Source organism: Arthrobacter sp. FW306-04-A (genome assembly GCF_044358315.1).
GTDB lineage: Bacteria > Actinomycetota > Actinomycetes > Actinomycetales > Micrococcaceae > Arthrobacter.
In genome coordinates this window covers 923,045-946,453 of record NZ_CP084559.1, presented here as the reverse complement: position 1 = coordinate 946,453, position 23,409 = coordinate 923,045, and the positions used below count along the sequence as shown (strand labels likewise).

Sequence of the window (23,409 nt, the reverse complement as noted above, 5' to 3'; positions counted from 1 at the left end):
GGCCCGCTTGGAATGCGGGGATCATGGATTTGGGGGAAGACGTGCATTCGAACTACGGGTACGACGGCGGTCCGCCACCTCCGCAGCGGCGGCCCAGTACCGCCGTCGCACTGTTCCGGAACCTCATGGTAGTGGCGATCGTCGCGGCCGTAGCCGTGCTTGTGAGTGGTTTCCTCCGGGGCGATCCCCGGATCCCTGGTCTGCTTCCGAACCTGGGTCCTTCGGCCCAGTCCCCAAGCCACAACTCTTCCCAGGGCGCAGATCCCGGGCAAGTGGCGCGAAAAGCCGCGCGTGCCCCGGACACCCCGCCACCCGGCCAGGAGGAAGCTGGCCACGCGCTCGGCTCCCCCGCCAAGCCAGCCGTGGCAAGCAACTCCTACAAGTTCTTGGCCACCAACGCCGACGGCACACCCGTGGGTTACTCACCGTGCCGACCCCTGCACTACGTGGTCAACGCGGCCCTAGCCCCTGCCGGCTCCGAGGGACTCATCGCCGACGCCGTTGCCAAAATCGCCGGAGCCACGGGCCTCAAATTCGTCAACGACGGAGCCAGCACGGAAACCCCCTCCGAGAAGCGCAAGCCATACCAACCGGCCCTCTACGGGGATCGTTGGGCACCCCTGCTGATTTCCTGGACCACCCCCGAGGCCGCCCCGGCATTGGCTGGATCCGTTATCGGCACCGGCGGCAGCACCATGTACAGCTTCGGTTCCGGCCCCAAGAGCTATGTGACGGGAAGCCTGGACTTGGACGCCCGGCAAATCAAGGAACTGCTGGGCGTCCCGGGTGGTGCCCACTACGTCTCGGCCGTGGTGCAACATGAACTGGGCCACGTGGTGGGCCTTGACCACGTCGACGATCCAATCCAGCTCATGTACCCGGAGATCGGCGCCCCGGATGGCTTGGCGGCCGGAGACCTGAACGGCCTTTACAAACTCCACTCGGCTCCCTGCCGCGACGACCTTTAGCCAGCATCCGCCGCGCCCACCCAATCCGCCGCGCCCACCACTGGACGCGCCCACCACTGGACATGCCCAGCCTTAGGTTCAAGCAGTGGACATATGAGTACTATGTCCACTGCTCCTGGCCAAGGCTGGACATGCTCATCAGGCTTGTCAGGGGTTATGTCCACTGCTGTTGGTTAGGGCTGGGCATGCTCAATGGGAATGCGCGTGCATGCTGGACATGTCCCTAGTTGCGGGTGGTTTCCAGCACCCGGGCAGGCTTGAAGTTAGCTCCGGCGCCTGGGTAGGACGGGATCTCGATCCTGGCGTGGCTGTGGATCTCGTTCACCGTTGACTTCGTGTGTTCGGCAATCCGTTCCATGGTTGTCACCCACATCCCGTCCATCGCTTTGACCCGTTCGATCAGTTGTTCCAAGGCAACTGCCTTGGACGGGCGGCCCGAGATGAACGGGTGGTTGGTCAAAACGAAGCAACTGCCTTGGGTGTGGTGGGCCTCGGCTTCCAGGGTCCACATCTCCAGGACTTTGGCGGGACTTTCGATGACGCCGCTTCCTGTCACTCCCGGGTAGAACGCGTACTGTTCCCAATCATCCAGTGCCCAGTCCACGGGAATCTCCACGATGTCCCGCGAATCGATGTCCCGCGAATCATCCTGGGCGACGCCCATGCGGTAGGGGGCATCGCCGTCGAGCAGGCTTGAATCGTAAAGGAACCCGCGGTCCGCAAGCAGGGCCGGCGAATGCCAGTTGAGCTCCCACCAGGGTGCCCTGTAGCCGACCGGCCTGACCCCGGCCACCTTCGCGAGGGCTTCGAGCCCGCGGTCCAGGTAGCTGGCCTCGGTGGCGGCGTCGATTCCCTGCATGGGTTCGTGCAGGTAACCGTGATGGGCAACTTCATGGCCACCGTCGACGATCCGGCAGACCACGTCCGGGTAGCTCTCCGCCGTGAAGCCCGGGATGAAGAAGGTTCCCTTGATCTCTTGGCGCTCGAGGATCTTCAGGAGCCGCGGAACGGCGATCCTCGGTCCGTAGGACTGGTGGCTCATGAGGGACATGCGCCGTGTGCTTGTGGGGTCGTGGGCGATGGTGCAGGATTCGGCGTCTACGTCGAACGTGAAGGACGCCGCGGCCTTGAAACCTTCGGGCCAAGTGATCGGGTGTGCCTCGTCAGGAAAAGCGTTGGTCATCGGGTTTCCTTTCAGTCGTTGACAAGATTGGCGACGGTGTCTTCCGCAAGCGGCTGCGACGTCGAAGCATCCGTGGAAGGCACTGCCGCGGAGGAAGGCAGCGGAAGGTAGCGGGCATGCACCCGTGGGCCTAGTGCGCGGTAGACAGCCGCCGCCACAACTCCGCCTGCCAACCAGGACAGGTCAATCCCGCCCATGGCTGTGGCGATTGGGCCTTGCATGATCGGCAGCACACCGTACATGAACAGCCACGTGGCAAAGATACCCACCAAAAGTGCGGTGATGCCCGCCCAGTTGAAAGCCGGGAGCCGACGGGTGCCCACCGGGTCGAAGAGCCGGTCAACACCCACCGGGTTGCGCTTGTCCACCCAGAAGTAGTGCACCAGCATGATGCCGCCCCACGCGGCCACCCACGCCACAAGCCCTCCGAGCCAGGTGCTCAGCGTTGAGGCGAAGTCCTCCTGGAGGATGAAGAACACGACGCCGACCAGTGCCAGGAACCCGACGAAGATGTTCAAGGAACGTCGTTTGGCTTTGATGTCCAAGGCCTGGGCAGCGACCGAGAAGGTGTAGATGTTCAGGATGTTCGTTGCGATGGGACCATGCAGCACCAGGAAGAGAACCGGGATGGCCAGGACGCCGAAGTTGTCGACAATGAGGTGGCCGGGGTCCGCGGTTCCGCTCTTCGTTGCCAGGCTGGCGCCAAGGATCCCCAACCACACCACCGGCAGGAACTGGCCGAATACCGAGGCCAGGTACACCTTGCGCCGGGGGACCGATTTGCTGACGAACCGTGAATAGTCCGCTGCGTAGGTGAACCAGGTAATGCCCCAGCCGATGCCGATGACCGTCATCACGGTGGTCATGGCCGCGATTCGCTCACCGCCTTCAAGGACGGCCCCCGGAGGACCCGCGTAGCCCCAATCAATGTTCATGCCGAACCACGCCACGGCGGACATGGCGATCAGCACCACGATGGTTGGCGGAACAGTCCACTTTTCGAAGGCCGCAATGGCCTTGTAGCCGAACCAAGCGATGATGACCTGGGCGGCCATGATCAAGAAGGCCACCAGGATCTTGGGGCCCACATTCGGCTGCTCCGGGTCGACTAGGCCGAGCTTGCCGAGAAGCGCCATCACCAGATCCAGGATGATCCAGGTGTTGACGGCGCACCAACCGATTCCGAGGAGCGCCTGGATCGCGCTAGGGAGGTAGTTGCCGCGGCGGCCGAAGACTGCCCGGGCAAGGACCATGCCGGTGGCACCGGTTCTCTGCCCCAGGAGGACAAACAGGCCGAAGAGCGCCATGCCGATCAGGTTTCCCACCACCAGGACAATGACGGTGTCGGCAAAACCTAGTCCGAGCTGGACGCCGAGGGCCCCAAGGACCCAGTTGATGGGGGCAAGGTTTGCGCCTGCCCAGATCCAGAATTGGCCCGCCACGCTGCGGGTACGCGCTGATTCGGGAATGGACTGCAGGTTCTGCTCGACGTCGGTCTGCGCCGTTGCAGCCCCTGGCGTCGCAGTGGATAAGTTCTCATGCATTGGGGGAGCCTCCGTGTGTGAAAGGGACTTCTTCAATGTATGTGCCCCACATCACAGCAACAAGATACGATGTGTATGATAGTTCTCCATAATTAGATACGGAGTGTCATGTCATTACTCCTTGCCGATGCTTTTGCTCACGACAGCCTCAAAGCCGCCGAACCGGTCCTGCGGACCGACGTGCCTGAGGCCCTGTCACGGCAACTCCGCTGGGTCCACTCGAGCGAAGTGCTGGACATCGCTCCCCTACTTCGGGGTGGAGAGCTGCTTCTGACCGGCGGACAGGCGCTCGCTACCGCCTCGGACGAGCGGCGCGTGGACTACGTCCGTCAGCTGGCGGCCCGCGGCGTCACTGCATTGGCCATCGAAACGGGTCCGCTCCTGCCGGCCATACCGGCGTCCATGCTCGACGCCGGCCAAGACGCCGGACTGCCCATCATCGAGTTGTGCACAGTGGTCCCGTTCGTGGGCATCATGCAAGCCATCAACTCGCTCCTGGTCAGCGAATCGGTTGCGCAATTGCAATTCGGAGACGAAACGAGCCATGCCATGGCGGCCGAACTCGCGCACGGAGGCGGGCTGGACCAGCTCCTCGCCGTCCTCGCGAGCCGGACGGGTGCCAACGCCAGGCTCGTCTCGCCGTCTGGCATCACTTTAGGAAGCGCAACGTCCGCTGGCCAGATCGGTCCCAGCAATCTCGCCACAGTCGATGTGCCCGTCCGCGGCGTGCTGGCGGCCCGCCTGGAATTGGAAGTGCCCGACGACGGCGACGCCAACCTCGCCCGGGTGGCCGGCGAGCGTTGCGTCGATATCCTCGGCTTGGCGTTGCTGCAACGCATGCCACCCGGTCTCAAGGAACTTGCCGGCATCGAACTCATGCGGGCCATCAGTTCGGGCACCCAGTCATGGCGACTCCAGCAATTGGGACCCGCCTCAGGGTTCCCGGCCAGCGGTCCGGTAGTCGCCGTCGCGGTGCGTTCCTCAACGGCGGGACAGCTCCGGACACAGCTGGACAACATCCTGCAGGCCGCGGTTCCGCAAAGTGCCAGTTATGCGGACAACGCCGAGTTGATCGCCCTGGCGGCCCTCCCCCCAGGCGCGGCGATGGCTTCGCGCGCTACGCTCATGCAAGCGCTTCATGCGCTGGAGGTCCCGGACGGCTCAGCCCTAGCGGTGGGTCCGTTGGCAGGGGGAATCGGAGAGGCTCCGTGGTCGCTGGCGGAGGCACGCCTGACGCTCGAGCTCATGCCGAATCCGCAGACCGGAACAGGCGTGTTGGATGCCGAGGACTTTGCCGTCGAGCGATTGGCGGAAGGAAGCCTCGACCGGGCCACCCGGGAGGCATTCGTGCGGAGGCAGCTCGGCGCCGTCGTCGAGCATGACGAGCAGCGACGCTCGGAGCTGATGCGGACATTCGCGGTATGGCTGGATACCGGATGCAATACGGCACAGGCGGCACGGGAACTGCACCTGGAACGGCAGTCGATGCACCACAGGCTCCAACGGATCTTCGAGTTGTGCGGCGGAGACCCGCGCGGAACGGGACGGCTGGCAGCCCTTCATCTGGCGACCCGCTTGGCCCGGCTTTAGGCGTCGAATTCGGTTCCACGATCTCAAACGCGGGGGCCTGAATTTGGGCTAGGCGTAGGCTGGAATTTGAACGATAGGAGCATTTCATGAAGAAAATCCTCATGGTATTGACCAGCGTTTCCGATATCGGCGATACGGGAAAGAAGACCGGCTACAACGTAGCCGAGGCTGCACATCCCTGGAAGGTCTTCAAGGATTCCGGGCACTTCGTCGACTTCGCGTCCATCCAGGGCGGCCAGCCCCCGCACGATGAGGTGGACTCGGCAGATCCCATCCAGGTTGCCTTCACCGAGGACGAGGCCACACGCGCCGGTCTCTACAACACTGCCCGCGTTGAGGTCGTTGATCCCGACCAGTACGACGCCGTCTTCCTCGTGGGAGGCCACGGCGCCATGTGGGACTTCCCGGACAGCGAAGGCCTGCAGAAACTTGTGGCCAGCGTCTACGACGCCGGCGGTGTGGTTGGCGCGGTCTGCCACGGACCGGCGGGCTTGGTGAACGTGGACCTGGCCGACGGGTTCCGGCTCGTAGGGGGCCGCGAGGTGGCCGCCTTCACCAACGACGAGGAGGTTGCCGCAGGGATGGACAAGGTCATCCCGTTCTTCTTGGCAGACCGACTTAAGGAACAGGGCGCGATCCACGTCTTCGCGGACGTCTTCGCGGAGAAGGTCGCGGTCGCGGACCGGTTGGTGACCGGCCAGAACCCGGCTTCCGCCGCCGGCGTGGCCAAGGAGATGGAAAAGCTCCTCGCGGAGGTCATCCACCAGGAAAAGGCCGAGGAACAGCACGAGGCGGAGGCCCTGCGCGCAGAGAAGGACGCCAAGAAGGACGCCAAGAAGGCGGCTGCGGCAGGCACCGACCACTAACGCCCGCGGCGTTTGAACGGCCCACCGTTTGGTGGGCCGTTCAAACCCTATTTGAGCACTACGGTCCTGCTGCCTTGCAGGATGACGCGCCCTTCGCAGTGCCAGCGCACGGCGTTGCTGAGTGCTTTGCACTCGGTGTCGCGGCCGGCTGCGACCAGGTCATCCGGACCAAAAGTGTGGTCCACTTCCACCACTTGCTGGGCGATGATCGGACCCTCGTCCAACTCACCGTTGACGTAGTGCGCGGTGGCACCAACGGTCTTGACGCCTCGTGCGTAGGCCTGGTGGTAGGGCTTCGCGCCTTTGAAGCTGGGCAGGAACGAATGGTGGATGTTGATGGCACGGCCGTCGAGCCGGCGGGCAAGATCGTCGCTGAGGACCTGCATGTAGCGCGCCAGGACAACCAGTTCGACGTCCAGGCGATCGATGAGATCGAGGAGTTGTCCCTCGGCCGCCGCCTTGGTGTCCGAGGTGACAGGTACATGGAAGAACGGAATGCCGTGCCATTCGACGGTCCGCCTGTGGTCCGGGTGGTTGGAGACTACCCCGACAATGTCGATGGGCAGTTCCCCGATCCGGGCCCGGAACAGGAGGTCGTTGAGGCAGTGCTCGAACTTGGAGACCATGATCAGCACCCGCCGTTTGGCCCCGTGGCGTTGCAGCTGCCAGCGCATGCCGAACTTTTCGGCGACAGGCGCGAAGGATTCCCTCAGCGAATCAATCGTTGACTGGTCCCCATCCGATGCGAAGTGGATCCGCATGAAGAAATGGTGATCCAGCTGGGAGTCGAATTGCTTGTTGTCGATGATGTCGCAGCCGTGTTCCAGGAGGAAGCCTGAGACAGCGTGCACGATCCCCCGCGTTTCCGGGCAATCGAGCGTGAGGACATGCTCAATGGTGGTAGCCGGCAGCGCCGACGCTACAGTTTCATTCTGTGTGACAGTCATGGCTAGCACTCCACTACGTTGACGGCGAGGCCTCCGCGGGAGGTCTCCTTGTATTTGCTTTTCATGTCCGCTCCTGTCTCTCGCATGGTTTTGATGGCTTTATCAAGGGACACTTTGTGGCTGCCGTCGCCGTGCAGTGCAAGGCGGGCGGCGTTGATGGCCTTCACGCTGGCGATGGCGTTGCGTTCGATGCACGGGATCTGCACCAGCCCGCCTACGGGATCGCACGTGAGGCCCAGATTGTGTTCAATACCCACTTCTGCGGCATTCTCCACTTGCTCGGGGGTACCGCCGAGAACTTCGCACAGGCCTGCGGCTGCCATCGAACAGGCAGAGCCCACCTCGCCCTGGCAGCCGACTTCGGCACCGGAAATGGACGCGTTGATCTTGAACAGGATCCCGACGGCGGCCGCCGCGAGCAGGAAGCGGACCACGCCGTCGTCGTCGGCTCCCTGAACGAATTTCGTGTAGTAGTGCAGCACCGCCGGCACAATGCCGGCCGCACCGTTGGTGGGTGCCGTAACGATGCGGCCACCGGCGGCGTTTTCTTCGTTCACGGCAAGCGCGAACAGGTTCACCCATTCCATGGCGAGCAGCGGGTCTGCCGAGCTTGAACCCTGCAGACCGGCGTCGGTGGCGGCGAGAGTCTTGAACAACGACGGCGCCCGTCGCCTCACATTCAAGCCTCCCGGCAGGATTCCTTCCGCAGCGCAGCCGTTGTCCACGCATTCGCGCATGACCGCCCAGATCTGCAGCAGCCGCTCGCGAAGTTCGGCCTCGCTGCGCCACACAAGCTCGTTGGCGAGCATGACATCTGAGATGGACATGTCCTCCCGTGCGCAGATGGCCAGGAGCTCATCCGCGGTGCTGAAGGGATAAGGCAGCACGGTCTCGTCGGCAACGACTTTGTCGCTTCCGGACGCATCACCGTCCACCACGAAACCGCCGCCGATCGAGTAGTAACTGCGTTCGCGCAGCACTTCCCCGGTGTGGTCGAAGGCCCTGAAGGTCATGCCGTTGGGGTGGGCAGGCAGGGATTTGCGTCGGTGCAGGACTACGTCTTCGTCCCAGTTGAAGTCCACGCGGTGGTGTCCGGCTATCCGCAATTCGGCATCAAGGGCGGCAGCCGCCACCTGGTCGTCGGCAGTGGAGGTGTCCACCGTCTCCGGCGCCTGGCCCTGGAGCCCCAGAACCACGGCTTTGTCCGAGCCGTGGCCGCGGCCCGTGGCGCCCAGCGAGCCGAAAAGCTCGGCCTGGACGCGCACCGTTGCCGCGAGTTGCCCGGAGGATTCCAGGCCGTCGGTGAACTGCTTTGCCGCCCGCATCGGGCCGACCGTGTGCGAAGACGACGGCCCGATGCCAATGGAAAACAGGTCAAGCACGCTCAGTGCCATCAGGGGACCTCAGGAGAGGCGAATTCCCTCATGCCGTCGAGCAGCCAGCGGCCCAGGAAGTCGGCGAACGAAGCCCGCGGGAAGATCCGGAAGCTCTCCTCGCCCGTCTTCAGCAGCATCGCCGGGATGTTGCCGATTTCCGTGGCCAGGGCCGTTCCAGTGCGGAATGCGCGGGGGTGCAGGTCCAGCGAACAACCCTTTTCAAGGACGTCCCGGGCACGGACGCCGGACAGCTCGAAGGTGGTGCGGTTGGCGGACAAGTCCACCACTTGGCCGGGGTCGTCGCCCAGGGCCTCCACCAGTGCGCGGACCAGGTCTCCGCCCAGGGAATCGTGGGCCGATTCCGGTGCGACCACCAGGAATTCTTCCGGCCCAAGCCACAAGGTGGTGGCCCTCTCATCCCCACTGATGTCACCGCATGCGGCCGGCAGGCCGCCGGTCACGGACGCGAGGCGGGCTCCGGCGTCGGACGCCCGGTCAACCCGGATCCCCACCATGGTCTGGAACGGGAACTCCTTCAACGCCACGGTTCCGGCCACGGAACCGGACTCGAAGGTCGGTGCCAAGTGCGATGCCGGGCTGCGGCGTGCCGCACGGAGCGTCTCGGGGTTTGCGGGTGTTGCTGTTTCAGCCATCTTTACGGGTCCCTTCAGCGTCGAAAAGTACGGTTTCTCCCACAACGACGTCCAGCAACTGGTCGCCGACGGAGGCCACCAGGGTCTCGCCGATCCGGTTGCGGCCGTTGGTGATCAGTGCCAGGCCGAAAGACCGGCCCAAGGCGGCACTGTGGTAGCTCGAGGTCACGAAGCCCTGCATGGGCACGGGGCCGTATGCCGGGTTGACCGGAATTCCCTTTTCCACGAGCTGGGTACCTTCCGGAAGACGGAACGAGCCGTCCGCCGGCAGGACGCTGACCAGGTGCTTGCGGTCAGTGCGGACTGCGTCTTCGCGGCTGTATGAACGCTTGCCGATGAAGTCCTTCGCCTTGGAAACGATCCACTCCATCCCTGCATCCTGCGGGGTGACGGTGCCGTCCGTGTCTTGCCCGACAATCGGGTAGCCCTTCTCGGCACGCAGTACGTGCATGGTCTCTGTGCCGTACGGAGTGATGTTGAACTCGGCCCCTGCGGCAGCAACGGATTCCCAAGTGTTGAGCCCGTACCAGGACGGAACATTGATTTCGTAGGCAAGCTCACCCGAGAACGAAATCCGGCAAACCCGTGCCTGAACTCCGGAGGCCAGCGTGGTCTCGCGGAACGTCATGAACGGGAACGCTTCGGCGTCCAGCCCGCCGTCGGACGCCAGTTGCGGCGCAACTTTGGCGATCACGGCGCGGGATTTGGGCCCGACGACGGCAATCGTGGTCCATTGTTCGGTCACCGACGTGCACACCACGTCGAGTTCCGGCCACTCGGTCTGGTGCCACTCCTCGAGCCAGTCCAGGACTTTGGCGGCGCCGCCGGTGGTGGTGGTCATGAAGTAGCGGCCCTCGTCGAGGCGCAGGGTCACACCGTCGTCGAAGATCATGCCGTCCGGGGTGCACATCACGCCGTAGCGTGCCGAGCCAGGGGCAAGCTTCTTGAACGCATTGGTGTAGATGCGGTTCAGGAATTCGCCAGCGTCCTTGCCTCGGATCTCGATCTTGCCCAGCGTGGTGGCGTCCATGAAACCCACGGACTCCCGTACTGCGGCGCATTCACGGAGCACGGCAGCATCCATGTCCTCGCCCGCTTGCGGGTAGTACCACGGGCGCTTCCACTGGCCGACGTCTTCGAAGAGCGCGCCCTGGGCAACATGCCAGGGGTGGATGGACGTCACTCGGGCGGGATCGAAAAGCTCGCCGCGCTGGCGTCCGGCCAATGCTGCGAAGGCCACCGGCGTGAACGGTGCCCGGTACGTCGTGGTTCCGATGTCGCCGATGCCGCGTGATGCCTCGCCGGCCTGCTTGAGGGCCGCAGCGATGACGCCGATGCCGTTGACGCCGGAGGTCTTGCCTTGGTCGTTGGCGGTGCTGATGGAGGTGTACCGCTTGATGTGTTCCACCGAGCGCATCCCGGCGCCGGTTGACCGAAGCACGTCTGCCACGGACTGGTCGCGCTGGAAATCGACGAAGTGGTGGTGCCAGTCCCCCGCGTTTCCGCTCTGTCCCGGCACCAGCCACAACTGGCGGGTCGGGGCGGAAGCGACGGGCGCTTTCGTCTCGGCGGGCACCGTCCGGGTGCTGAACCCCGCGGCGATCGCGGCCGCGGCACCGGCAGAGATGCCTTCGCCGAGGCAATCCCCGAGCTCGTAGCTTCCGCGTCCGGAGCCGACGACGTGCTGGTCCTTGACCACGCTGCTCGGCACAAAGCCGGCCAGGTCATCGTCCCAGCGCAGCTTGCCTTGGCGCTGGCTGTGGAGGTGGACCACAGGGCTCCAGCCCCCGGAAACAGCCAGCAGATCGCAAGCGATCCGTTCGACGCCCGAGGTGACTTCGCCGTCGTCGTTGAGGCTGCGGATGGTGACGCCGTCGATCCTGCCGTGTTCCCCCTGACCGGAGGTATCGGCGACCGCGCTGCCGACGAGAACACGGATACCGCTTTCGACGGCGGCAGCCGCCTTGTCGCTGAGCTTCGGACGGGCGTCGACGACGGCGGCGACCTTGACGCCGGCGGCCAGCAGATCCGCGGCCAGCAGGTAGGCGGAATCGTTGGTGGTCCCGATGACTACCCGCCGCCCGGCAGCGACGGCGTACCGGTTGAGGTAACTGCGGACTGCCGAGGCCAGCATGATGCCGGGCCGATCGTTGTTCTCGAAGACGAGCGGGCGCTCGTGCGCGCCCGGGGCCAGGACCACCTGCTTAGCACGGATGTGCCAAATACGCTGGCGGGAGACCCCGTCCGCGGCAGGACTGCTGAGGTGGTCCGTACGGTTCTGCGCTGCGATCACATAATTCGCGTCATAGGAGCCGAAGGCCGTGGTGCGGTTGAGGACAGTGCATTCGGCGGCGGAAACGAGCTCGGCCTCCACGTCCGCGATCCACTCAAGGGCCGGCTTGCCCTCAATGACATCGGCGAGTCCCGGGGCCGTGGAGCTGGACAGAAGCGAGCCGCCGAGTTCAGGCTGGTCATCGATCAGGATGACCCGGGCGCCGGTGCGGACCGCTTCGCGGGCTGCGGCGAGGCCGGAAACGCCACCGCCAACCACCAGGACATCGGTGTGGACGTATTTCTTATCGTATTCGGCGCGATCCTCGTTGGGATCAAGCTTGCCGAGACCGTTCAGGAGCTCAACACTGAGCCCGTCCACGAGGGACACGGTGGTCGCGGGAAGCATCGACTCGGCAACATGGCCGGGGAAGCGGGCAGCTACCTTGACCAGGGCGTTGGACTCTTCCACCCCGGCGGACATGATGCCGCGGGGGCGATCCTCGTAGAGGGAGTTGCCGACGCTGATGCGGCCGTTGGCAATCAGTGCCGAGGCAACGGTGTCTCCCGGGTGTCCGGTGTATTCCTGGCCGTCAACCGTGAACCGCCAGGAGATGCTGCGGTCGATGCGGCCGCCCGTGGCGAGGCGGGCGTTCTGCGGGGTCACTTCCTTGCTCCTTCCGGAGTGGTGGCTGCTGTGGTGTTCACAACGGCGCGTTCCATGTCAGGGCGCGGTTCGCCCATTTTGTAGATGGCCTGGATGTCGTAGCTGACGGTGTCGCGCAGCATGTTGAACCATTGGCGGCAGCCGGTGCTGTGGACCCAGCGTTCGGCGAAGGCGCCTTTCGTGTTGTCGCGGTAGAACAAGTACTCGGCCCATTGGCGGTCCGTGAGTGCGTCCGGGTTTTCCGGATACGCCACGTGGGCCTGGCCGCCGTAGTGGAATTCTGTTTCGTCTCGTGGCCCGCAATTGGGGCAGCTGATGAGCAGCATGGTTGGTCTCCTAAAAGGGCTGCGGCTAGTGGGCGACGGCGGCGGCGCCGTGTTCATCGATCAGGGCACCGGTCTCGAAGCGTTCCAGTGAGAAAGGCTTGTTGAGCTCGTGCGGAGTGCCGGTGGCGATGGTGTGGGCGAAGGTCAGGCCTGCGGCGGGCGTGCCCTTGAAGCCGCCCGTTCCCCAGCCGCAGTTGACGAACATGTTCTCAACCGGCGAGAGTCCGACGATAGGCGAGGCATCCATGGTGGTGTCCACAATTCCGCCCCAGGTCCGCAGCACGTGGGCCCGGGCAAAGATCGGGAAGAGCTCGACGGCGGCAGCCATCTGGTGCTCGATCACATGGAAGGAGCCGCGCTGGCCGTAGCCGTTGTAGGAGTCGACGCCGGCGCCCATGACCAGTTCGCCCTTGTGGGCCTGCGAAACATAGACGTGCACGTGGTTGGACATGACCACAGTCGGGTGGACGGGCTCATGCAGTTCGGACACCAACGCCTGGAGGGGGTGGGACTGGATCGGGAGGCGGAAGCCGGCCATTTCGGCGAGGACGGAGCTGTGGCCGGCGGCGGCGAGGCCGACCTTTTCGGTGTGGATGGTGCCTTGGTTGGTCTTGACGCCCACCACGCGGTTGCCGTCCTTGAGGAAGCCCGTCACTTCGCAGTTCTGGATGATGTCCACGCCCAGTTCGTCGCACTTTCGGGCGAAGGCCCAGGCGACGTGGTCGTGCTTCGCGATGCCGGCTCTGGGCTGGTACGTGGCACCCATCACCGGGTAGCGGATGTTGTCGCTGATGTTCAGGATGGGGCAGAGTTCCTTGACCTGCTGCGGGTCCAGCCATTCGGCGTCGACGCCGTTGAGCTTGTTCGCGCCGACGCGGCGGACGCTTTCGCGGACGTCGCCCAATGTGTGGGCGAGGTTCATGACGCCCCGCTGGCTGAAGAGGAAGTCGTATTCGAGTTCTTCAGGCAGGATCTCCCAGAGCTTCAGCGCGTGCTCGTAGATGGCTGCGCTCTCGTCCCAAAGGTAGTTGGAACGGATGATGGTGGTGTTGCGGGCCATGTTGCCACCAGCCAGCCACCCCTTTTCGAGCACGGCGATGTTGGTCATTCCATGGTTCTTGGCCAGGAAGTAGGCGGTGGCCAAGCCGTGGCCCCCGCCGCCCACGATCACGGCGTCGTAGGAAGCTTTGGGCTCCGGGTTCCGCCAAAGGAAATCCGGGTGTTCGGGGAGTTGGTCTGCGCTCACAGGGCTGCTCCAATCATTTCTGCCTCACGTTCGGTGGCTGCGGCGTCATTGCCACTGCCACTCTGGGAAAGGTGCGGGTAAAGGGGGAATTGTTCGGCGAGCGCGGTCACCCTCGCGCGGAGTTCGACGGCGGCGTGGTCGCCCAGGGTACCGTCGCTGTTTGTGCCGGCACTGGCCGCGCCGATCAGCGCCGTCGCAATGATGTCCGCGACCTCCACGAATTCCTTGGCCCCGAAGCCGCGGGCGGCGAGTGCCGGGGTTCCGATCCGAAGTCCGGAGGAGACCATCGGCGGGCGGGGGTCGAACGGGACCGCGTTGCGGTTCACGGTGATGCCGATGCGGTGAAGTACGTCCTCGGCCTGCTGGCCATCCAGTTCCGAGTGGCGCAGGTCCACGAGGACCAGGTGAACGTCGGTACCGCCGTTGACCACCGATATTCCTGCTGCGGCGACGTCTTCCTGCAGAAGTCGCTCGGCGAGGATTTTGGCGCCTTCCAGTACCCGTACTTGGCGTTCCTGGAATTCGGGCTCTGCGGCCATCTTGAACGCCACGGCCTTGGCGGCGATCACATGCTCCAGAGGTCCGCCTTGCTGGCCGGGGAAGACTGCGCTGTTGATCTTGCGTGCGTACTGCTCCTTCGACAGGATCACCCCGCCGCGCGGACCGCCGAGGGTCTTGTGGGTCGTGGTGGTCACGACGTCGGCATACGGCACGGGGTTGGGGTGCAGTCCCGCTGCGACAAGGCCGGCGAAGTGGGCCATGTCCACCATGAGGTAGGCGCCCACCAGGTCGGCGATGCGGCGGAATTCGGCGAAATCCAAGTGGCGCGAGTACGCGGACCAGCCGGCAACGATCAGCTTCGGGCGGTGTTCCAGGGCCAGGGCTTCGACTTCCGCCATGTCCACCCGGAGGTCGGATTCGCTGACGTGGTACGGGATGACGTCGTACAGCTTGCCGGAGAAGTTGATGCGCATCCCGTGGGTCAGGTGGCCACCGTGCGCGAGGTCGAGGCCCATGATGGTGTCCCCCGGCTCGAGGAGCGCGAACATGGCTGCCGCGTTGGCCTGGGCGCCGGAGTGCGGCTGGACATTTGCGGCTTCGGCGCCGAAGAGAGCTTTGACGCGGTCGATGGCCAGTTGCTCGATGACGTCCACGTGCTCGCAGCCGCCGTAGTAGCGCTTGCCCGGGTAGCCTTCCGCGTACTTGTTGGTCAGGACCGAGCCCTGTGCCTGCATGACGGCTGCAGGGGCGAAGTTTTCGGAGGCGATCATTTCCAGGGTGGACTGCTGGCGGATGAGTTCCTGGGCGATCGCCTGTTCAACCTCCGGGTCCGCCTGGGCGAGCGGGCGGATCAGCGGTTCAACCATCGTGTTCTCCTTTTGAGATACTTATATTTACTGACTAATCAGCAACTGATATATTAGAACTCTTGCCATAGTATGTTGGAGATCACACAACCGTCAACAGCCCGGCAGCAACTGATCCGCCAGACTTGGAATTGTGACAAACGGGAGAGGGCACATGAGCACTGCACTGGAGGCACTGGACACAGGCACACAGGGAACTTCCTTGGCGGAAAACGCCTACCTGCTCCTGCGCGACCGGCTCATCATGCTGGACATCAAACCCGGCGACCCCATCAACGATGGCCAGATTGCCGCGGAACTCGGCATCGGGCGGACACCTGTACGCGAGGCCATCAAGCGGCTCGAAAGCGACCACCTGGTGGTGTCCTATCCCCGGCGCGGAACCTTTGCCACCGGCGTCGACATCACCCAGCTGGCGGACGTCTCCGAAATCCGGGAGCTGCTTGAGCCCCTGGCTTCAAGGCGGGCAGCCCGCATGGCCAGCCCCAAGGCGCGGGAGGAACTGCGCGACGTCGCCGCCGCCATCGGCGGCTTGGAAGGGCACGCTGCCGGCCAGCAGGACCTCATGCGTTACGACATCCAGGTGCACCGGCTCATCTACAAAGCCGCGGCTAATCCCCACCTCGAGGACGTGCTGATCCGCTACGACAACCTGGCAACACGCATCTGGTGCCACATGCTGGACAAAATGCCCTCAGTGACGGGCCACGTCGCGGAGCACGCTGAACTGCTCACTGCGATCGCCGACGGCGACGAAGACCGTGCGGCCGCACTCGCACTGCACCACGTGGTGAGTTTCGAAGAGACAATCCGCAAAGTGCTCTAGGTTCGGCAGATGCGCCGAACCTAGCCGTTTCTCTTCCAGTGTTTGGGCCACTTCACGTTCAGCAGCAGCAATCCCAGCAAGAGCGCGTCAACTGTCATTACTCCCGCCATGAAGTAAGCCCAACCGATGATCATGGCTCGATCACCACCAGTCGGCGGCCCGAGGCGCGGGGTTCCAGCAGAACACACATACCAATCTCCTGACTTGAATCCCCCAGTCATTCGATAGTCCACTAAGTGTGGCACGACGGCGCGCCAGAAGGAACGGCCTCAGCCCGGGGCGAGGACACAGAACTCATTGCCTTCCGAGTCGGCGAGGCACACCCATGGCACATCGCCTTGGCCGACGTCGGCATCAGTGGCGCCAAGGGCCCGCAGCCGGGCCACCTCTGCGGCTTGGTCATCGCCCGGATACGGCCTCAAGTCGAGATGGACACGGCCACACACGGCATTCACGGCGGGCGTGCGAACGAATTCCAGATACGGCCCTACTCCCTTGGCCGAACGCAGCCTCGCAAGATCGTCGGTCACCTCGTGCAGGGTCCCGCCCATCGCCCCGTTCCAGAACCGGGCCATGGCCCGCGGATCAACACAGTTGACCACCACCGCGGCGATTGGCCCGGTGTCCTGGTAGATCGCTCGAGGCTCCAGTACGCAGAACAAGTTGCCCTCAGGGTCGGCCAGAACCGTCCAAGGCATTTCCGCCTGGCCCACGTCGGCGGGCGTCGCACCGAGTTCCAAAAGGCGCGCGACCAGCCCCGCCTGATGGGCCGCAGAGGTGGTAGCGAGATCGAGGTGGGCACGATACCTCACAGTTTCGGGGTCCGGAACGGTGACAACGTCGACGCCCACGGCAACGGGGTCCGGCAAGACGAGGTCCACGGGTTCAACATTGGTCACCCCCGGCCCCTCGCTGGAAACGCCCCAACCGAGGGCGTCCGCCCAAAACCGGCCGAGCGCCGAGTCATCCCGAGCCTTGAAATTCACCTGAACAAGTCGCAATGCCATACCGCCCGATCCTACGACCAGGTAAAACCTGCCGCATCCCAAGACACGCAGCCCAGTGTGACGGCCCACTTGACCGCGTTTGAGACGATGAACCACATGGACGCTGACGCAAGCCCTGCCAACGACCCCGACACCGATCCCGCCGGTGCGCACCATGCCGGTGTGCAGTCCGTGGACAGGGCCATCACCGTGCTCGAAATCCTGGCGCGCAACGGCGACGCCGGCGTGAGTGAGATCGCGGAGGAAATGGGCGTCCACAAATCGACGGCGTCGCGACTGCTGAGCGCCTTGGATGCCCGCGGCATGGTGCAGCAGAACCACGAACGCGGAAAATACCAACTGGGTTTCAACATCCTGCGCTTGGCCAGTGCCATACCGGCCCGCCTCAGCTTGGTCAGGGAAGCACGGGAAGACCTCGAAGCCTTGGCCGAAAAGTTCGCTGAGACCGCCAACCTGGCCGTGCTGCGGTCAAACTTCGCAGTCAACGTTGACCAGGCCATCGGCCCCAACACGCTCGGCACGCAGGACTGGATCGGCGGCCTCACACCGCTCCACGCCACATCAAGCGGCAAGGTCATGCTTGCCGCCCTGCCGCCCGCGACGCGCGACCGTGTCCTCAGGGAGGCCGGCCAGGCGCAGTACACGCCACGCACCATCACCGACCGCGACGAGTTGGAGCAGCAAATGCCGGTCATTGCGGAGGCGGGTTATGCCGTCACGTACGAGGAACTCGAACGCGGACTCAACGCCGCCGCGGTGCCGATCCGCAACCACAGCGGCACAGTGATCGGAGCGATCAGCTTGTCCGGCCCCGCCTTCCGTTTCGAACCGGAAAAAATACCCGGCCTCCTTGATGCGCTCAAGCAAGCCGGGCATTCAATCAGCGTCAAGATGGGCTACACCGCAGCCAGTGGCGGTTAGCCCTCCACTGGGACATCGGCGATCTTGCTGGTGACCCAGCTGTGGAACGCCTCGATGTGGTGCTCGCTTGGGACCAGGACGCCGCCCTTGGCATAAATCTTGGAGCCCATGGCTGGCTGGCAACGTTCACAGGCGTCGAAGTCTTGCTCGTTGACCCGGTGGAACAGCTCCACCGATGCCGAGACGTCCTTGCCGGATTCCACCACACTGGGCAGGTACAGCCAATCGCATTCGACGATCGTGTGGTCCGCTGCCAGCGGGAACATGCGGTGGATGATGACATGGTCCGGGACCAAGTTGACGAAGACATTCGGCTTGATGGTCACTGCGTAGTAGCGGCGGTCCTGGTCATCGCCGACTCCGGGAATGCGATCCAGGCCTTCGGAGCCGTCAATCGTGAAGCCCTTGATGTCCTCACCGAACTCGGCGCCATGGCCCACGAAGTACTGGGCGGCCAGGCCGTCGGCGAACTCGGGTAGGACTTCGGTCAGCTCGGGGTGGATCGTGGCACAGTGGTAGCACTCCATGAAGTTTTCAATGATGAGCTTCCAATTGGCTTTGACGTCGTACTTGATGCGCCGGCCGAGGCTCAGGTTGGCGATGTCGTAGTCGTCAACCGCGCGCAGGTCCCCTAGTCGCTCCTCGATGGCCCCCATGACGTCCTCCTCGAACGACGGCGGCTCATCCGCCAGGCAGACCCAGACGTAGCCCATGTATTCGCGGGCGTGGACCTTGACGAGACCGTATTCGTTGCGGTCGATATCCGGCATCTTGGTGAGGTTGGGGGCGGCGATGAGCTTTCCCTCAAGGTCGTAGGTCCAGGCGTGGTAGGGGCACTGGAACGAGCGGTTGGCCTCGCCTGATTCCTCCATGCACAGCTTCACGCCGCGGTGCCGGCAGATGTTGTAGAACGCGCGGATCTCTCCCTTGCGGGTGCGGTTGATAAGCACGCTCTCGCGGCCGATCTGCACGGTTTTGAACGATCCGGCCTTTTCCAGGTCCGCGGTCCGCACTGCGCAGAACCACATTTGTTCGAAGATGTGCTCCTGCTCGGCGCGGAAGATGTCTTCACTGACATAAGTGTGGCCGGGGAGAGTGGGGATCAGGCTGGGGGAAACAACTTCAGTGGTCATGCTGACTCCTATTCAGTGATGAACGTTGTTGAGGCTTGGGAATGTTTACGGGGTTGCCAGGACAGGCTGGGAGTTGCGGGCGTTGAGTTGCCGGCGCCAACGGGTGAATAGACGCGGCTGATTCACCCCGAGGACGGCTACCGGATCCTCGCCCCGGTAGTACACCGCGAGGAAGCTGTGGGTATCGAGCTGCCCGGCTTCGATCTCGATACGCTCTGCGTCCCGGGCGTGGCCGGCAAACTGGAGCGTCACTCCGTACTGATCGGACCAGAAGTAGGGCAGGTTGAGCTGTTGGGGAGGGGCCGAGTGATCCAGGAGTCCGGCGACGGCCAGGGCGGAACGTTCCTGCGCGCCAGTCCAATGCTCCACGCGATGGTGCCGCCCGCTGCGTTCGTCGAACCAGGCCGCACAGTCCCCCACGGCAACCACTCCGGGGACGTTCGTCCGTCCCATCGAATCGCACGTGACGCCGTCGTCGATCACCAGGCCCGAACCGGCCAGCCACCCGACATTGGGGACTGCCCCGATTCCGAGGAGGACGACGTCGGCGGAACGGTACTGTCCGTCGCTGAGCCGGACACCGGTCACATTTCCTTCGTAGCTGTAATACGAGTCGATTCCTGTGTCACAAATCAGCTCCACGCCGTTGATCCCGTGGAGCGTGGCCATGACGGCGGCCATCTCCGGACCGAGCGGAGCGGTCAGCGGCACCGGGCTTTTGCAGATGATTGTCACATCCATTCCCAGGCCTTTGGCCGTTGATGCCACCTCCGCGCCGATGAATCCGGCGCCAACCACCAGCAGGCGGCTGCCCGGAACGAGTTCCGGGGCCAGATCCTGCGCATCCTCGAGCGTCCGCAGGGTAAAGACATTGGATAGGCCCGCAAGTTCGGGCAGCGTGCGGGCTGAGGCTCCGGTGGCAATGACGACGCCGTCAGCCACCACCGTGCGCCCGTCACCGAAGGTGATGGTCTTGGTAGCTGCGTCAAAGCTCCTCGCAGGCGCGCCGAGCAGCCATTCAGCCTGGAGGGGGTCATCCGAACCCGTCTCCTCGGCTTCCAAGAGCAAGTGCTTGATGCCGATTTTTCCTGCCAGGAACTCCTTGGACAGGGGCGGACGGTCATAGGGCCGGTGCTGCTCATCTCCAATGATGAGTAGCCGGCCACCAAAGCCCTGCGCCCGGGCAGCGCGGGCGGCGGAAAGACCCGCCAATGATGCCCCCACGATCGCCAATGTCTCCATGGCTTCCTCCTCGCCGAGCCGGTCGAAAGTTTATTGCGCATTACGCAACAAACTTCATTATGCGAAACAGCGTGACGGACTTCACATCAGCTGTCAAGGAATCGGCGAAGTAATTTCAACCCCTTGACAAGCCACTGTGAGGTCAATCACTCTGTTGCGTATTGTGATTAGCGTTGATCATGAGACAACCGCCCACAGGTTTTGACCATCCGGTGAAAGAGGTTCTTGAGATGCACAGTGCTTGCCCGCTCAGCTCGTTGGCCCCGGGGGACGCGATTCGTCTTGAGACGTCCCCGCCCATTGCGGTATTTCACACCGAAGACGGCGAGCTCTTCGCCCTTGACGACACCTGCACGCACCAAGACGCCTCCCTCGCCGACGGCTGGGTGGAGGACTGCTGGGTCGAGTGCCCCCTCCATGCTTCGAAGTTCAACCTCCGCACCGGAGCAGCCGACGCGCCTCCCGCCAAACTGCCCGTCAGGGTCCACGAAGTCCTGGTGGTGGACGGCCACATCATGGTCAAGGAGTCCGAGGACGCCCCCAACCTGCCGCCCGGACTGACCGTCGACGGCCACGTCTAGCTTCCCGCCACCGCTCGTTCCACCGAATTTTCCCGGTTGACCTCTCTTCACAACTCCAGGACCTTTGCCTGCCGCCAGCCTGCACAGGCTTTCCGCCGACCCCACAACTTCCAGCCCCGCCCTTCTACTTCAGGAGCTTCCCGCATGTCCACAACACCCCGCGTCGTCATCATCGGAGCCGGCATCGTCGGAGCCAATCTCGCGGATGAGCTGTCCACCCGCGGCTGGACCAACATCACCGTGGTCGAGCAGGGCCCGCTGAAGCTGGCGGGCGGCTCTACCTCGCACGCCCCCGGCCTGGTGTTCCAGACCAACGCTTCGAAGACCATGACCCAATTCGCGTCCTACACCGTGGACAAACTGCTCTCACTCAGCGAATCCGGCGTCTCCTGCTTCAACCAAGTGGGCGGCCTCGAAGTGGCAACCACTCCGGAACGCCTGGAGGACCTCAAGCGCAAGTTGGGCTACGCGGCGTCGTGGGGTGTGGAGGGCCGGCTCATCGATCCGGACGAGTGCGCCAAGCACTACCCGCTGCTCAACCAGGAAAAGGTACTCGGCGGGCTCTACGTTCCCTCCGACGGTTTGGCCTCCGCCGCCCGCGCGGTCGGACTGCTCATCGCCAAAGCGAGCGCCGCAGGAGTCACGTTCCGCGGTTCCACCGCCGTGACCGGCATCGAACAGTCCGGCGGCAAGGTCACCGGCGTCGAAACGTCCGACGGCGTGTTCCCGGCAGACATCGTGGTCTCCTGCGCCGGGTTCTGGGGGCCCAAGATCGGCGCCATGGTGGGCATGTCCGTTCCGCTCCTCCCCCTGGCGCACCAGTATGTCAAGACCACCTCCGTGCCGGACCTCGTGGGCCGGAACGATACTTCGCGGCTTCTTGATCCGGCAAACGGCGCCTGGATGCCGATCCTCCGCCACCAGGACAAGGACCTCTACTACCGCGAGCACGGGGACCGGATGGGCATCGGCTCCTACGCCCACAAGCCCATGCCGGTGGACCTCCGGGAGCTGCCCGAGGTTGCTGCGGCCGACATGTCCGAGCACCGGATGCCGTCCCGCCTGGCGTTCACGGAAGAAGACTTCCTGCCGTGCTGGGAAGACTCCAAGGACCTCCTTCCGGCACTCGCCGGTGCCCGGATTGCCGATGGCTTCAACGGGATCTTCTCGTTCACTCCGGACGGCGGCCCGCTCGTCGGCGAGTCCAAGGACGTTGAAGGCTTCTTCGTGGCCGAGGCCGTCTGGGTGACGCACTCCGCCGGCGTGGCCCGTGCCCTGGCGGAGCGCCTCATCGAAGGACAGTCCCGCATTCCGCTCCACGAATGCGAGGTCTCCCGCTTCGAAGAAATCCAGACCGCGAAGAGCTACGTCAGCGAAACGTCGCAACAGAACTTCGTGGAGATCTACGACGTTCTGCACCCGCTGCAGCCGAGGATTTCCCCGCGTGAGCTGCGCGTGAGCCCGTTCAATGCCCGCCAGAAGGAGCTCGGGGCGTTCTTCCTCGAAGCCCACGGCTGGGAGCGCCCGCACTGGTTCGAGGCCAACCGCGGCTTGCTCGAAGAACTCCCGGAAGAATGGCATGCGCCGGAGCGCGAGCCCTGGGCAGCCATGTTCCACTCCCCCATTTCCGCCGCCGAAGCATGGAAGACGCGCACCGCCGTCGCTCTCTATGACATGACGCCGCTCAAGCGGCTGGAGGTTTCCGGCCCGGGAGCCGTAGCGCTTCTGCAGCGCCTCAGCGCCGGAAAAGTCGACAAGAAGCCGGGTGCGGTGACGTACTGCCTGCTCCTCAACGACGACGGCGGCATCCGGAGCGACATCACGGTGGCCCGGCTGGACGAGACGACCTTCCAGGTGGGCGCCAATGGCAACATCGATTTCGACTACTTCACCACCGAAGCCCGCAAGCAGACCGCCGAGGACGTTCGCGAGTGGGTCCAGGTTCGCGACATCACCGGTTCCACCTGCTGTGTGGGTCTCTGGGGACCGTTGGCCCGCGAGGTGATCGCCAAGGTCAGCGACGACGATTTCAGCAACGACGGGTTGAAGTACTTCCGCACCAAAAAGGTCCGGATCGGCGGGATCCCGGTCACGGCGATGCGGCTCTCCTACGTGGGCGAGCTGGGCTGGGAGCTGTACACGACGGCGGAAAACGGCCAAAGGCTCTGGGACCTGCTTTTCGATGCCGGCCAGGAGCAGGGCATCATCGCGGCCGGCCGCGGGGCGTTCAACAGCCTACGCCTGGAGAAGGGCTACCGGCTGTGGGGTACCGACGTGACTCCTGAGCACGAGCCGTTCCAGTCCGGCCTGGGCTTCTCGGTCAGCAAGGACAAGGAAGGGTACGTCGGCGCCGAGGCCCTCAAAGCCCGCCGCGAACTGGCCGTCAACCGCCGCCTGCGTTGCCTGACGGTCGACGACGGCACGTCCGTGGTGTTGGGCAAAGAACCTGTCTATTTCCGGGGAGAGCCTTCCGGCTACGTCACGAGTGCCGCCTACGGCTACACCGTCCGCAAGCCGATCGCCTACGCGTGGCTGCCCGCCGAAGCGGGCGAAGGTGACGCCGTCGAGATCGAATACTTCGGCAAGCGGATCCCCGCTACAATCTCCGCCGATCCCCTCGTGGATCCAAACATGGAAAAGCTGCGAGGCTAACGCCCCTCCTGGCTATCGGACACAGCAATGGGGATCACTTCAA

The 23,409-nt window shown here is 64.2% G+C and carries 19 protein-coding genes; 7 read left to right on the top strand and 12 right to left on the bottom strand.

Annotated elements, in window-relative coordinates; translation table 11 throughout:
- The first annotated feature begins 23 nt into the window (after positions 1-23).
- A complete protein-coding gene (locus LFT43_RS04445) occupies positions 24-968 on the top strand; it encodes a matrixin family metalloprotease (RefSeq protein ID WP_395801337.1) in 945 nt (314 codons plus the stop codon).
- Positions 969-1,191: 223 nt separating this feature from the next.
- Here the strand turns inward: LFT43_RS04445 and LFT43_RS04440 are convergent, their stop codons facing one another.
- Together LFT43_RS04440 and LFT43_RS04435 are read right to left on the bottom strand one after the other, a co-directional pair.
- On the bottom strand, positions 1,192-2,151 hold the full coding sequence (locus tag LFT43_RS04440; RefSeq protein ID WP_395801336.1) for a polysaccharide deacetylase: 960 nt from the start codon (positions 2,149-2,151) through the stop codon (positions 1,192-1,194).
- Positions 2,152-2,162: 11 nt separating this feature from the next.
- A complete protein-coding gene (locus LFT43_RS04435; protein WP_395801335.1) occupies positions 2,163-3,695 on the bottom strand; it encodes a purine-cytosine permease family protein in 1,533 nt (510 codons plus the stop codon).
- 108 nt (positions 3,696-3,803) lie between these two features.
- Between LFT43_RS04435 and LFT43_RS04430 the strand changes: the two genes are divergently transcribed.
- Together LFT43_RS04430 and LFT43_RS04425 are read left to right on the top strand one after the other, a co-directional pair.
- Complete coding sequence (locus LFT43_RS04430; protein WP_395801334.1) at positions 3,804-5,285, top strand: PucR family transcriptional regulator; 1,482 nt, start codon at positions 3,804-3,806, stop codon at positions 5,283-5,285.
- 86 nt (positions 5,286-5,371) lie between these two features.
- The gene (locus LFT43_RS04425) at positions 5,372-6,151 is read left to right on the top strand and encodes a type 1 glutamine amidotransferase domain-containing protein (RefSeq protein ID WP_395801333.1); all 780 of its coding nucleotides are present in this window, start codon (positions 5,372-5,374) and stop codon (positions 6,149-6,151) included.
- A gap of 47 nt (positions 6,152-6,198) precedes the next feature.
- On the opposite strand, the gene purU is transcribed toward LFT43_RS04425, so the two are convergent.
- The 7 genes from purU to glyA are packed head-to-tail and all read right to left on the bottom strand — an operon-like array spanning position 6,199 to position 15,004.
- Positions 6,199-7,098 (bottom strand): formyltetrahydrofolate deformylase, encoded by a 900-nt coding sequence (purU, locus tag LFT43_RS04420; RefSeq protein WP_395801332.1) that lies wholly within the window; start codon positions 7,096-7,098, stop codon positions 6,199-6,201.
- Between the two features lie 2 nt (positions 7,099-7,100).
- Positions 7,101-8,492: an L-serine ammonia-lyase gene (locus tag LFT43_RS04415; RefSeq protein ID WP_395801331.1), complete on the bottom strand. Its 1,392-nt coding sequence runs from the start codon at positions 8,490-8,492 to the stop codon at positions 7,101-7,103.
- Complete coding sequence (locus LFT43_RS04410) at positions 8,492-9,127, bottom strand: sarcosine oxidase subunit gamma (RefSeq protein WP_395801330.1); 636 nt, start codon at positions 9,125-9,127, stop codon at positions 8,492-8,494. The genes LFT43_RS04415 and LFT43_RS04410 overlap by 1 nt, the downstream gene beginning before the upstream one ends.
- Positions 9,120-12,065: an FAD-dependent oxidoreductase gene (locus LFT43_RS04405; RefSeq protein WP_395801329.1), complete on the bottom strand. Its 2,946-nt coding sequence runs from the start codon at positions 12,063-12,065 to the stop codon at positions 9,120-9,122. The genes LFT43_RS04410 and LFT43_RS04405 overlap by 8 nt, the downstream gene beginning before the upstream one ends.
- A complete protein-coding gene (locus LFT43_RS04400; RefSeq protein WP_395801328.1) occupies positions 12,062-12,391 on the bottom strand; it encodes a sarcosine oxidase subunit delta in 330 nt (109 codons plus the stop codon). The genes LFT43_RS04405 and LFT43_RS04400 overlap by 4 nt, the downstream gene beginning before the upstream one ends.
- 25 nt (positions 12,392-12,416) lie before the next feature.
- On the bottom strand, positions 12,417-13,637 hold the full coding sequence (locus LFT43_RS04395; protein ID WP_078106196.1) for a sarcosine oxidase subunit beta family protein: 1,221 nt from the start codon (positions 13,635-13,637) through the stop codon (positions 12,417-12,419).
- A complete protein-coding gene (glyA, locus tag LFT43_RS04390; RefSeq protein ID WP_395801327.1) occupies positions 13,634-15,004 on the bottom strand; it encodes a serine hydroxymethyltransferase in 1,371 nt (456 codons plus the stop codon). The genes LFT43_RS04395 and glyA overlap by 4 nt, the downstream gene beginning before the upstream one ends.
- Positions 15,005-15,158: 154 nt before the next feature.
- On the opposite strand from glyA, the gene LFT43_RS04385 reads away from it, so the two are divergent.
- The gene (locus tag LFT43_RS04385) at positions 15,159-15,830 is read left to right on the top strand and encodes a GntR family transcriptional regulator (RefSeq protein WP_395801326.1); all 672 of its coding nucleotides are present in this window, start codon (positions 15,159-15,161) and stop codon (positions 15,828-15,830) included.
- Positions 15,831-16,099: 269 nt separating this feature from the next.
- Here LFT43_RS04385 and LFT43_RS04380 read toward each other — a convergent pair whose 3' ends face one another.
- Positions 16,100-16,837, bottom strand: a complete 738-nt coding sequence (locus tag LFT43_RS04380; RefSeq protein WP_395801325.1) for a VOC family protein — start codon at positions 16,835-16,837, stop codon at positions 16,100-16,102.
- 96 nt (positions 16,838-16,933) lie between these two features.
- Between LFT43_RS04380 and LFT43_RS04375 the strand changes: the two genes are divergently transcribed.
- Positions 16,934-17,758 (top strand): IclR family transcriptional regulator, encoded by an 825-nt coding sequence (locus LFT43_RS04375; RefSeq protein WP_395801324.1) that lies wholly within the window; start codon positions 16,934-16,936, stop codon positions 17,756-17,758.
- Here LFT43_RS04375 and LFT43_RS04370 read toward each other — a convergent pair.
- Both LFT43_RS04370 and LFT43_RS04365 read right to left on the bottom strand, forming a co-directional pair.
- Positions 17,755-18,891, bottom strand: coding sequence for an aromatic ring-hydroxylating dioxygenase subunit alpha (locus tag LFT43_RS04370; protein ID WP_184737712.1), 1,137 nt, complete (start codon positions 18,889-18,891; stop codon positions 17,755-17,757). The genes LFT43_RS04375 and LFT43_RS04370 overlap by 4 nt on opposite strands.
- 45 nt (positions 18,892-18,936) lie before the next feature.
- Complete coding sequence (locus LFT43_RS04365) at positions 18,937-20,133, bottom strand: NAD(P)/FAD-dependent oxidoreductase (protein WP_395801323.1); 1,197 nt, start codon at positions 20,131-20,133, stop codon at positions 18,937-18,939.
- A 230-nt stretch (positions 20,134-20,363) separates the two neighbouring features.
- On the opposite strand from LFT43_RS04365, the gene LFT43_RS04360 reads away from it, so the two are divergent.
- Together LFT43_RS04360 and LFT43_RS04355 are read left to right on the top strand one after the other, a co-directional pair.
- Positions 20,364-20,714 (top strand): bifunctional 3-phenylpropionate/cinnamic acid dioxygenase ferredoxin subunit, encoded by a 351-nt coding sequence (locus LFT43_RS04360; RefSeq protein ID WP_395802888.1) that lies wholly within the window; start codon positions 20,364-20,366, stop codon positions 20,712-20,714.
- A gap of 144 nt (positions 20,715-20,858) precedes the next feature.
- Complete coding sequence (locus tag LFT43_RS04355; RefSeq protein ID WP_395801322.1) at positions 20,859-23,366, top strand: FAD-dependent oxidoreductase; 2,508 nt, start codon at positions 20,859-20,861, stop codon at positions 23,364-23,366.
- The last annotated feature ends 43 nt before the right edge of the window (positions 23,367-23,409 follow it).